General features: G+C 40.4%; 8 protein-coding genes. 7 read left to right on the top strand and 1 reads right to left on the bottom strand.

Annotated elements, in window-relative coordinates; translation table 11 throughout:
• Nucleotides 1–14: 14 nt before the first annotated feature.
• The gene (locus ACUXV0_RS01975) at nucleotides 15–827 is read right to left on the bottom strand and encodes an N-acetylmuramoyl-L-alanine amidase-like domain-containing protein (protein ID WP_446191380.1); all 813 of its coding nucleotides are present in this window, start codon (nucleotides 825–827) and stop codon (nucleotides 15–17) included.
• 220 nt (nucleotides 828–1,047) lie between these two features.
• Between ACUXV0_RS01975 and ACUXV0_RS01980 the strand changes: the two genes are divergently transcribed.
• The 7 genes from ACUXV0_RS01980 (at nucleotide 1,048) to ACUXV0_RS02010 (ending at nucleotide 12,600) form a co-directional block, all read left to right on the top strand.
• Nucleotides 1,048–1,311: an Asp-tRNA(Asn)/Glu-tRNA(Gln) amidotransferase subunit GatC gene (locus ACUXV0_RS01980; RefSeq protein ID WP_446191381.1), complete on the top strand. Its 264-nt coding sequence runs from the start codon at nucleotides 1,048–1,050 to the stop codon at nucleotides 1,309–1,311.
• On the top strand, nucleotides 1,301–2,719 hold the full coding sequence (locus ACUXV0_RS01985; protein ID WP_446191382.1) for an amidase family protein: 1,419 nt from the start codon (nucleotides 1,301–1,303) through the stop codon (nucleotides 2,717–2,719). Before ACUXV0_RS01980 ends, ACUXV0_RS01985 begins: the two co-directional genes overlap by 11 nt.
• Nucleotide 2,720: 1 nt before the next feature.
• Nucleotides 2,721–6,041, top strand: a complete 3,321-nt coding sequence (gatB/aspS, locus tag ACUXV0_RS01990; protein WP_446191383.1) for a bifunctional amidotransferase subunit GatB/aspartate--tRNA ligase AspS — start codon at nucleotides 2,721–2,723, stop codon at nucleotides 6,039–6,041.
• 226 nt (nucleotides 6,042–6,267) lie between these two features.
• Nucleotides 6,268–7,509, top strand: coding sequence for a DUF819 family protein (locus ACUXV0_RS01995; protein ID WP_446191384.1), 1,242 nt, complete (start codon nucleotides 6,268–6,270; stop codon nucleotides 7,507–7,509).
• Between the two features lie 27 nt (nucleotides 7,510–7,536).
• A complete protein-coding gene (locus ACUXV0_RS02000; RefSeq protein ID WP_446191385.1) occupies nucleotides 7,537–9,036 on the top strand; it encodes a capsule assembly Wzi family protein in 1,500 nt (499 codons plus the stop codon).
• 67 nt (nucleotides 9,037–9,103) lie between these two features.
• A complete protein-coding gene (gene lepA, locus ACUXV0_RS02005; RefSeq protein ID WP_446191386.1) occupies nucleotides 9,104–10,891 on the top strand; it encodes a translation elongation factor 4 in 1,788 nt (595 codons plus the stop codon).
• An 89-nt stretch (nucleotides 10,892–10,980) separates the two neighbouring features.
• A complete protein-coding gene (locus tag ACUXV0_RS02010) occupies nucleotides 10,981–12,600 on the top strand; it encodes a 2-oxo acid dehydrogenase subunit E2 (RefSeq protein ID WP_446191387.1) in 1,620 nt (539 codons plus the stop codon).
• The last annotated feature ends 31 nt before the right edge of the window (nucleotides 12,601–12,631 follow it).

Genomic DNA, 12,631 nt, shown 5'->3' on the forward strand with positions numbered 1-12,631 from the left:
AATACAAAAATGTCTTAAAGAACCCTCAAAACCATTAAACCTCTGTGTTTAGAGATTCTATTGATGTAGCTTTCAATACTTTCATCGGCGATCACTACCTTCTTAAACTCAGAGGAGGCATGCATAAAGCGAAGCTCACCATCCTGCCAATAGGCTACGCCTTCATGATTCACGTCCAGTCCATTAATTTTAGAGGTAAATGCGATAATATCACCAGTATTTATTTTTTTTGAAACACTTGCTAGTTGTGATCCTGGAATTTCATAGAATTTATAATCTGAAAGGTCTTCTTCCATCTGTTTGATTTCATTCCAGATGGTGTTGTTTGTTTTGAATGCCTTGTAGTACTGGCGGTGGGTACTCATGAAATTGATAGGCTTGTCATAAAGAACCCCAAGTTCAGGAGTCAGGTCTTTAACCAATTCCAATTCTTCGGCATGTTTGGCCCATTCAAAGAAATAATGAATTCTGGAGGCGTATCCGTCAATATAACCATCTCTGTAGCGTAACTGTGTCATAAATTCTCTAAAGTCTTCTAGAGAAGGGTTTTCCAGTTCAGAGACGTGAGTTAAAGCCAATAAAGTTTCTACGTACGTGTAGCAGTCAAATCCATCCAGACGACAAATAAGCTTTTCCTGAGGGGATTCTAAAGTAAAAGCCAGGTATGGTTTACCAAGAAATTTCTTTCCTATTTCCACCATTTTATCTGATCTGTTGGTGCTCTTTAAATCAGAAGTTAATGAGACGATAAGTTCATCTGAGCCTTCCTGGGCCTGCAGACAAAAGAATGATAAAAGAAGTATAGAAACGGAAAGGATTTTTTTCATCTGCACGTATTATTTTATTGTTGATATGGCAAAGATAGAAGATAAAGAAACGTATCGTTCCTAATAAACTGTGAATATATTTTGGTGCTTCTTACCTTTTACTGTGCTTATTTCCTTGTACTTTTTTACTTTTGTGCCTCATTTGAGAGGCCTGTGCCCTCACTGAACTATAAAAGGAAATCTAAAAGAGTTGAAATACACTCCAAACTGCTAAGCAGCAATGAGCAAAACGATGACACTGGAAGTACTTTCCAGTATAAAAGGAGCAAAGTCTTCTAAGGCTGTTGACCAGCTTTTTGAAGCAATCAAAAATGCCAATTCAAAGGGTGTGGCTAATATGAATCCTCGCAATATAGCTGGGGTAAATAATCTCCGTGCAGATCAGGTCATCAATAGTTCTAATCTGGAAAAAGAGATCATTAGATCTAACTTTCCTAAGCAAAAGAACGGCTATTTAGTAGTATCAAAAGTGATTGAAGAATAAGATGGTTTCAGATATTCGTCAGCTCCATGCTGACCTACAGAATAAAAAAATAAGCTGCGAGGCTCTGGTAAAATCTAAGCTGGAGGAATTAAAAAGCAGTACAGAAAATACCGCTAATTTTTTACTTGAAGATTTTGCACTGGGCAAAGCCAAAGAAGTAGATGTTAAAATAGCTAATGGAGAAGAGTTAGGTTTACTTGAAGGTATTCCTTTTGGCTTAAAGGATGTGTACTTATTGCAAGGGCAGCCGGCCTCTGCCAGTTCAGACTTTTTAAAGAGTTATGTTTCTCCTTACACCGCTACGGCTGTGCAAAAGCTTTTGGACGCCGGTGCTATTCCTATTGTGAAAGAAAACTGTGATGCTTTCGGTCATGGTAGTTCAACTGAAAACACGGTTTTTGGGCCTGCCAAAAATGCTTTGGACTCAAATAAAGTAGCCGGAGGTAGTAGTGGTGGAAGTGCTGTCAATGTAGCAAAGAAATATACGACCTTTTCTCTTGGAGGTGACACCGGAGGTTCAATAAGACAGCCAGCTGGATACAATAAAGTATACGGGTTGAAGCCGACTTATGGCAGAATTTCCAGATATGGAATTATGGCTTATGCTTCTTCTACTGATGTGGTAGGGCCTATCGCCAGAAATTTGGAGGATATCAGAATTGTTCTGAATGCCATCAGCGGTCAGGATTTCAGAGATCAAACGACCTACGAATCTAAAGAAGTAGATTCAGAGGAAATGATAAATGCCGATGGTGCAAAGAACTTGAAGGTAGGATACTACAAAAACTTCATTGACAATGAGGCGATTGATGCTGGTATTCAAGCTTCATTTAAAGAGCTTATTCAGAAGTTGAAAGATAAGGGAATTGAAGTGAAAGCACTTGATTTCTTTGGTACGAGCACTTTAGTTTCGACCTATTACACGCTTGCCATGGCAGAAACTGCTTCTAATCTGGCGAGGCTAGATGGTACGAACTACGGTAATAGAGCTGAAGCAGAAAGTCTTAAAGAGATTTATGCTATAACGCGTTCTGAGAACTTTACAGAAGAAACTAAAAGAAGGATAGTAGGGGGGAACCAGGTTTTATCTCAGGGTCACTCAGAAGAAATTTATAATAAAGCTCGTGCTTTAAGAGATGAGATAGACCAACGTTTTGCCAGTGAGTTTGCAGAGGTGGATATCGTTCTATCTCCCGTTACTCCCGGGCCGGTACCGGTAGTTGGGGAAACACTAAAAGACCCTTTGGCTATGTACCTTTCAGATGCTTACACAGTAGGTTTTAGTCTTGGTGGACTACCAACACTTTCAGCACCTTTGGGTACAGAAACTGGTCTTCAGATCACAGCTGCTAAAGATGAAGAATCCAAAGTTCTTCAATTTGCCAACTTTCTAAACGAGCTTTCATAAGATGGATATAGAAGTACTTTCAAAACAAATAGATGAGGCTGGGCTGGAGTTGGTCATTGGTCTGGAAACGCATATCAGGTTAAATACCAAAACCAAGCTGTTTTGTTCATGTGCCAATGAAGAAACAGAAGAACCAAATACCAATATCTGTTCAGTATGTACTGGTCAGATGGGTGTATTGCCCGCCATTAACAGCGAGGCTATTAGAAAGGCTATTTATTTTGGTAAGGCAGTAAAATCATCCTTTTTTAATGAGGTGATTTGCTGGGATAGAAAGCATTACGAATATCCTGACTTGCCTAAAAATTTCCAGTTGACTCAGTTTCAGAAACCTATCATACCTGATGGTGAGGTAGAATGTTTCCGTGATAACGGATCAACTTTTAAAGTTGAACTGGAACAGGTACATATTGAAGAGGATGCAGCAAAGCTGATGCATGAACGTAACCAAACATTGGTAGACTTCAATAAGGGAGGAGTACCGCTTATTGAGGTGGTTACTACGCCGTGCATCAGAAATATCAAAGATGCAGCTACTTATGCTCAGTACCTTCAGAGAATCGTACAGAATTTAAATATCTCAGAGGCTAACCTCGAAAAAGGAGAGTTTAAGTCTGATGTTTCTGTCTCTTTGAGAAAAAAAGGTACAGATGACCTAAATCCAAGAACGGAGATAAAGAACCTGAACTCCTTCAAATTTATGATGGAAGCTTTGGTAGAAGAAATCTCAAAGCAATTTGAGTACTACCAGGAAAATGGTGATTTCAGACCAGATCAGACAACGGTTTTGTTTGATGCTGTGCTGAAGCAAACCAAGACCATGCGTAAAAAAGAGTTCGCGGCAGATTACCGTTACGCTCTGGAGCCTGATATTCCTTTTGTAGAAATTAGGGAAGAGATCAAGAACATAACTGTAGATCATAGCTTACTTCCTTTTGCCATAGAGCAAACACTAATCTCAGGAGGTATTCGCCCGCAGGATGCGAAGTTCTTTACTTCAGATTCTGATCGATCAAATCTGTTTTTGGCCCTTAATAAGGAGTTGGAGGATACTGAGTTTGTTGCTAAAGCACTATTGAATAATCTCAAAGCTGAGGATTATGAAAGTATCACAAAGTCAGAGGATCTGGCTGTGATGATGAAGATGCTAAAAGCTGGTCAAATCACTCCGATTTTATTCCAAGATGCCATCAAAGCTTATTTAGCCGACAATACTTTCGATTACAAGAATTATTTCGCAGAAAATAGCATTTCAGATGACGCTATTGAAGAGGCTGTCCGAAAGGTTATAGCTGAAAATGCAGCAGTAGCTGAAGAGATTAAAGCTGGTAATCAGGGTAAGGCCGGCATCCTTGTCGGGAAGATCATCCAAATCATTGGTAAAGGTGCCTCGGGGAAGGTTATTCGTGAGCGTATTTTGGCTTCACTCAACCCTGAGAAAGGAGGAACAAGTAAGTCTACACGTGCTAAGACGTATGACCAATCTAAAGCCAAAATTGAAGAGGAGGACGACAGTAGATTTAAGGAGATAATTGTTAAAGACCTTTATCGAACGCACAAGAATAACGCTATTTCTGAGACTGAACTGAATCAGGAACTGACAGTTGCGGGATGGGTGGCTAGTGTTAGAGATCATGGAGATTTGGTCTTTATTGATCTAAGAGATAACAGTTATGAAGTCCTTCAAGTAAGACTTGATAGAGCCCACTTTGAAAACCTTGACGACTTGTCTCACCTCAAGCCTGAGTCGGTAATTATGGCTCAAGGTGTTCTCATCAAAAGAGCAGAAGATGATTTCAATCCCGGAATCAAAACTGGTCAATTAGAGCTTGATGCCAGAAATGTGGAGGTATTAAATGCCTCAAAGACACTACCTTTTGAGATCAAGAGAGCGGCTAAGACAAACGAATCTGTACGTTTCAAGTTTAAATTCCTGGATCACCGCAGTGCTGAGAATAGACGTGCGATCATGAATCGTCATAAGGTGATCAAGCTCATCAGAGATATCCTGGATGAAGAGGAATTCATTGAAGTAGAAACACCGATTTTAACGGCAGGTACCGATGAAGGAGCTCGTGAGTTTATAGTTCCGAGCAGAAATTTCCCGGGAGAGTTTTACACGCTTCCGCAAGCTCCGCAGCAGTTTAAGCAAATGCTGATGGTCGGTGGATTTGAGAAGTATTTTCAGATAGCCAGATGTTTCAGAGATGAGGATAGCCGTGGAGATAGACAGCCGGAGTTTACTCAATTGGATATTGAAATGGCATTTGTAAGTATGCAAGATGTCATTGATATCAATAGCAAGCTTTTCAATGAAATCGTAGGCAAAATCTATGGGAATAAATGGAAACTAAATCCTTTCAAGGTCATTTCTTACTATGAATCCATGGAAAAATACGGTACCGATAGACCTGATTTAAGGTTTGGTCTAGAGATGCAAGACATTACGGATATCGTTAAGGAAACAGAATTTCAGGTTTTTGCGAAACCGATAGAGGAAGGCGGTATTGTGAAGTGTATCAAGGTAGGTGCAGAGCTTCAGAAGAAAAGGCTTTCTAAAGGTCAAATTGAAAAATTGACCTCAATTGCTCAGGAGCATGGCTTGGGTGGTTTGGCTTATATCATTGTAAATGAAAATGAGCTGCAGTCGCCAATTATCAAATTCCTTGGTGAAGATATCTGTGCTCAAATTATTGAGGCCACAAACGCTTCCGTTGGTGATATTGTATTTTTCTCTGCGGCAGAATATAGTGTGGCGAACAAGGCTCTGGATGCGGTAAGACAGGAGTTAGGTCAGATTTTAAAATTGATCAATCCGAAAGAACTTTGTCCGGCATGGGTTGTTGACTTCCCGTTCTTTGAGAAAACAGACGAAGGACGATGGACCTTTACCCACAATCCGTTCTCGATGCCTAAGGTCGAGGATATTGAGAAACACCTCAAAGGAGAAGATGTAGGTAGTATTATTGCCCAGCAATATGATATGGTGCTCAATGGTTACGAGATTGGTGGAGGGTCGATTAGGGCTCATAAGGCGGAAATTTTAGAGGCTACTTATAAGAATATGGGTTACGGCATGGAGGATATGCGTAAAAGCGTAGGCCATATGTATGATGCCTTCCATTATGGTGCTCCTCCTCACGGTGGAATAGCCTGGGGCGTAGATCGATTGATGATGATTTTGGAGAAGAAAAACAGTATCAGAGAGGTTATGGCCTTCCCTAAAACGGGGTCTGGTGAAGACCTGATGTTTGATAGCCCAAGTGTATTATCGGATAAGAAAATTTCTGAAGCCAATATCAAAAGTACGGCTAAAAAGTAGGCTATTTTTAAGGAATGAGGGTTTTCGAATTCTCATCTAAAGGTGTAAATAATACACTTTATGCTCAAATGAGTCCTAAAAATGTTGAAGGATTAAATAAATTATTTCTATTTTTACGCAGCTAAAGATATTATTTGGTTTTTAGTTTGTTGATGAAGTGTAATTGCGACACGCAGTCTCTGATAGGGACTGTGTGTTTTTTTTAGGTCTTAACCAAAATCACTTTATGGAAGAAAAAGCTGCTTTACTTCAAAATGACGTTGTGGTCATTGGTCTCCTGATCTCAATTTTATACTTTATCTTTTACCTGGAGAATAGTGGAGGTAATCTCTGGCAACGCTTTTTTAAGTTTTTCCCACCTATTCTGTTGTGTTATTTTCTTCCAGGAATATTGAATTCGCTAGGTGTTATATCTGGTGAGTCTTCTCAGGTTTATCCGGTCGTAAGTAGATACTTACTTCCTCCCTGCTTATTACTCTTCACTCTAAGTCTTGATCTTCAAATGCTAAAGAAGTTAGGCATCAAAGCAGTTTTAGTCTTTCTGGCCGGTACTTTGGGAGTTATTTTGGGAGGGCCAATTGCCGTATATCTTGTAAAAATGATAAACCCAGAGAGTTTTAATGCAGAAACTTGGAAAGGTCTTTCTACTATTGCCGGAAGTTGGATTGGCGGCGGAGCAAATCAAACTGCCGTAAAGGAAGTATTAATGCCATCAGTAGACTTATTTTCTCAAAGTGTGGCAGTTGACATTTTAATGGCGGAAGGTTGGCTTGCTGTTTTGCTGTTGGGTATTGCTAATAAAGATCGATTGAATCGTTTTTTTGGAGGTGATGCCCGTTTGATTGATGAGATTAGAGATAAGATTGCCGCAGAAGCAGAGTCAAAATCAAAGAATCCTGCATTCATTGATTTAATGAAAATCCTTGCTGTGGGCTTTGGTGGTACAGCAATAGCCTATTTATGTTCTGATGCCATTACTCCATTTATCAGTGAAAATTACCCTGAGATGGCCAAGTTCAGTATGACCTCTGGTTTTTTCTGGGTTGTGGTCATCGTTACTTTGATTGGCATTATCCTATCACAAACAAAAGTTAGAGAGATAGAATACACAGGTGCTAGCAAAATAGCTACCGTTTTTCTCTACATATTAATTGCTTCCATCGGAATGCAAATGAACTTGGTTGCTATAAGAGATAACCCTTATTTATTTCTGGTAGGGTTCATTTGGATTTTGATTCATGCTCTGTTTGTAATTATTGCCGGTAAATTGCTTAAAGTGCCGTATTTCTTTGTGGCTGTGGGTTCTCAAGCAAACGTTGGTGGAGCGGCCTCTGCTTCAGTAGTGGCAGCCGCTTATCATCCTGCCTTAATCTCTGTTGGAGTTATTTTGTCTGTTTTGGGTTATGCAGTAGGTACGTATGCAGGTTTTTTGACCGCTCAGTTATTAAGAATTGCATCTGGCTTTTGATGGCTTAATAATTGCTTATCTTCATATGTGACTCTTTCAAGTAAAAATAATATCTGGCGGCTTTTGCTTTTACTCGGCTTGTTCTTTCAAGGCAGTAAGGCTTTAGCACAGTCTGATACCTCGAGAGTCAGAAATAAATTCCATTATGGATTTGAAATAGGGTCCTACTTCAGTTTAAATAATAAAATCCCGTTTTGGCAGAAGGCAAATCAGTTTGGAGCAGTGCCTCAAAGTGGTAACTCGTTGTACTTCAGACAGATGATAGAGTCGAAAACTGATACATCAGCCCGATTCTTTCATGCCGATTACTGTGTAGATCTTGTGACCATTGTAGGTCAACAAGCTAGAGTCATTCTACCCGAGGCTTATTTGAAGTTGAATTTTGGACCATTTGAATTATCCGGAGGGCGATTTAAAGATGTTCATGGCTTGGTAGATTCTACATTGAGCAGTGGCTCAATTACCTGGTCTGGCAATGCCTTGGGTATTCCTCAGGTAAGGATTACTATTCCTGAATACAAAAAGCTTATTATAAGATGGCTTGGAGTGAAAGGCCATTACGCCCATGGGTGGTTTGGAGATCAGGTCTCTGTGAAAGACTATTTTCTGCATCAAAAATCACTATACGGAAGAATAGGAACAGAACGATCAAAAATCAGGCTGTACGGAGGCTTATTACATAATGTTCAATGGGGCGGCACTCCAAAATACGGACCAAGTGGTCCTGATGATGATCGATTTACAGATGGTGCTTTTGCTTCTGACTGGTTCACGTATAAGCAGGTGGTCATACCTGCTAAAGCCTTAAGAGATGACACTACAGGTTATGGTGAGTTTGAACTGATGAATCGTTTTGGTAATCACATCGGGCAGATTGATTTAGGAGGTGATGCGAATATTGGTAACCTTAATTTGCTGGTTTACAAGCAGAATATTTTTGAAACAGGCCAGACATTCTCCAGTTTGACAAATCTGGATGATGGCATTTATGGTATTTCCCTGAGTAGGAGGAAGGGCAACTCTGCATTTAAGAAGTTGACTCTCGAGTATCTGAGAACTACTAACCAGGGTTCTTACAGGTCAGGACTACCAAGGCTTTTAGGCCTGGAGGACCGATATTTTGGAACGGAGACCTATTACTTTAACCATATGCAATACATCGATGGTTGGGCATATGAAAGCGAAACTATTGGAACGCCTTTCTTAGTACCTCAGGAAGAAATCAGACCCGAAAAACAATCTTACCCTGACGCCATTTTCTATAATAATAACAGAATTATTGCAGGCTATATGGGGCTGAACGTACAACTTAGTCAAATTGATGTTGTTGGTCGTTTCTCCTACAGTAGAAATTTCGGGGCTCTTTTTACGCCCATAGCTCCTGTAGACCAATTATCCCTATCGGTTCAAACATTGATTCCTATGAAAAATCCGAATGCCTTTTTGAAGGTCAATATAGGGATAGATCAGGGGGATTTAATCAATGATAATTATGGGGTCAATATGGCCTACCAAAGATTTTGGTAAGCGTTCTTCTTTTCATCGGTTTTGTGGTATTTTTGCAGAGTTTTAACATACAAAATCATACTTCTGAGTGAAGAATATTCGTAATTTTTGCATCATCGCACACATTGATCATGGTAAAAGTACACTGGCAGACAGACTGTTAGAGTTTACCGGTACGGTTACCCAGCGTGAGATGCAGGCTCAGCTTCTTGATGATATGGATCTTGAAAGAGAACGTGGAATTACTATCAAAAGCCACGCTATCCAGATGGATTATCTTCATAATGACGAGAAATACACCTTAAATTTAATAGATACTCCCGGCCACGTAGACTTTAGTTACGAGGTTTCAAGGTCAATTGCCGCTTGTGAGGGTGCTCTCCTAATTGTAGATGCTGCCCAAGGGATAGAAGCTCAAACGATCAGTAACCTTTTTCTGGCATTGGAGCATAATCTTGAAATCATACCCGTAATCAATAAAATTGACTTACCGGGGGCGATGATTGAGGAAGTAAAGGATCAGGTTGTTGATTTAATTGGAATTGATCCTGATGATATTGTTTTGGCTTCTGCCAAAGAAGGTATTGGTATCACCGATATTTTGGAGGCTATTGTCAATAGAGTTCCTGCTCCTAAAGGTGATCCTGAAGCTCCGCTTCAAGGTTTGATCTTTGACTCCGTATTCAATTCTTATCGTGGTATTGAAGTTATTTTCCGTGTGAAAAACGGCTCAATTAAGAAAGGCGATAAGGTTAAGTTTATGGCCACGGGCAAAGAGTATGAGGCAGATGAAATCGGAAGCTTGAAACTCAAAAAACAACCGAAAGATGAGATTCACTGTGGTGATGTAGGTTATCTGATTTCAGGTATTAAAGTCGCTAAAGAGGTAAAGGTAGGGGATACCATTACCAGAGTTGACCAGCCGTCTCCACAAATGATTAAGGGCTTTGAAGAGGTAAAGCCAATGGTTTTTGCAGGTATTTATCCCGTGGATACTACCGATTTCGAAGAACTAAGAGAGTGCATGGAGAAGCTACAGCTGAATGATGCCTCACTCGTTTGGGAGCCTGAAACATCGGCTGCACTTGGCTTTGGTTTCCGTTGTGGTTTTCTTGGTATGCTCCATATGGAGATCATTCAGGAAAGACTGGAGCGTGAGTTTGACATGACCGTAATTACTACGGTACCATCAGTGAAGTTTTATGTGACGAAAAAGAATGGAGATCGTTTACCTGTATCAGCCCCTTCTGAGATGCCTGATCCGAATTTGATCCAGAAGCTGGAAGAACCGTTTATTAATGCACAGATCATTACTGCAGCAGATTATGTAGGGCCTATCATGTCCTTATGTATGGATAAACGTGGTATTATAAAGAATCAGGTATACCTGACTTCAGATAGAGTTGAATTGACATTTGATATTCCTTTAGCCGAGGTGGTTTTTGATTTCTTTGACAAACTAAAATCAATCTCTAGAGGTTATGCCTCTTTAGACTATAGCCTTTCAGGATATAAAGAATCGGCTTTAGTGAAGTTGGATATTCTATTGAATGGTGATCCTGTAGATGCTTTGTCTGCGATTGTACACAGAGATAAGGCCTACGAATGGGGGAAGAAGCTTTGTGAAAAGTTAAAAGAATTATTGCCAAGGCAGCAGTTTGAAATTGCTATTCAGGCGGCTATTGGTGCTAAAGTTATCGCCCGTGAAACGGTAAGAGCCATGCGAAAAGACGTAACGGCCAAGTGTTATGGTGGTGATATCTCCAGAAAAAGAAAGCTATTGGAGAAGCAAAAGAAGGGAAAGAAAAGAATGCGTCAGATAGGTTCTGTAGAAGTACCACAGGAAGCTTTCATGGCGGTATTGAAAATTAATTAAGGTTTTTTCAGAGTCATCCTGCTTGATTTAGGTATGATGTCTTATTTTTGAAACCAATATAGAAAACTAGAAAATCCTATAAAATTATTATGGCAGAGGTAATCAGAATGCCCAAAATGAGCGATACGATGGAAGAAGGCGTAATCGCTGCGTGGAATGTGAAGGTTGGAGACAAAATCAGTTCAGGTGATATTTTGGCAGAAGTAGAAACAGATAAGGCCACCATGGATATGGAGTCTTATTATGAAGGTACTCTACTGCATATTGGTGTAGAAAAAGGAGACGCCGTACCTGTGAATGCTATCATCGCTATTGTAGGTGAAGAAGGTGAAGACTTCCAAAGCTTACTGAATGAAGATGGTGGTGCTCCTGCTGCCCCTGCAAAAGAAGAGAAGAAAGAAGAAGCCGCTGCACCTGCTGCAGAGAAAATTGATACTTCGAATATCAATGCTCAGCTGGTAAAAATGCCTCTTTTAAGTGATACAATGACCGAGGGTGTTATTCATGCCTGGTTAAAGAAGGTTGGAGATAAAGTGGAGAGCGGTGATATGTTAGCCGAAATCGAAACAGATAAGGCAACAATGGAACTTGAGGCTTATGACGAAGGAGTTCTTCTTCATATCGGAGTAAAGGAAGGAGAGGCTGTGCCTGTTAATTCTGTTATTGCTGTGATAGGTGAAGAAGGTGCTGACTTTGAGACTTTACTTAAAGCTGAAGCTCAGGCTGATGCCGCACCTGCAGAAGAGCCGAAAAAAGAAGAAGCTCCGGCAGCTCCTAAAGCTGAAGCTCCAAAGCAAGAAACGAAAGCAGCAGCAGCTCCTGCACCTAAAACAACTACTGATGGAAGAATCCTTGCTTCACCGCTAGCAAAGAGATTAGCAGAAGAAAAAGGTATTGATATAGCCACCGTGTCTGGTACAGGTGAAGGTGGTAGAATTATCAAAGCTGATATAGATAATTACACACCACCAGCAGCTCCTGCAGCCGCACCAGCAGCTGGTATGGCGATGCCGATGGGTACTGAGTCTTCAGAAGAAATTAAACTGACGCAAATGCGTAAAGCTATTGCCAGAAGTTTAACTGAGTCTCAATCTACGGCTGTGACCTTCCAGCTAACCATGGAAATCAACATGGATAAGGCGATTAAGGCAAGAGCTTCAATGAATGAGATTTCTCCAGTGAAGATCTCATTTAATGACTTAGTAGTTAAAGCCTGTGGTGTAGCCTTACGTCAGCATCCAAATGTGAACTCTTCTTGGAGAGATGATCATATTCACAGAAATCACCATGTTCATATTGGTATGGCTGTGGCTATTGAAGATGGTCTAGTAGTGCCTGTGATTAGATTTGCTGATACATTACCATTATCATCTCTGGCTGCGACTACAAAAGATCTTGGAGGTAAAGCCAAAAGCGGTAAGCTTCAACCGGCTGACTGGGAAGGAAACACATTTACGGTTTCTAACCTTGGGATGTTCGGTATAGAGCAATTTACTTCTATCATTAATGGGCCTAAGAACGAATCTTGTATTCTTTCAGTTGGTGGTATTAAAGAGACTGTAGCCGTTAAAAATGGTGAGTTTTATGCTACTAACATCATGAAAGTGACAATGACTTGTGACCACAGAGTAGTGGATGGAGCTTCAGGTGCAGCCTTCCTGGTTACTTTGAAGCAGTTGCTTGAGGATCCAGCCAGAATGTTGGTTTAAGATATTTGATCCGAAAAAAGGGGATTGCATT

The sequence above is a fragment of the Jiulongibacter sp. NS-SX5 genome (genome assembly GCF_052828545.1).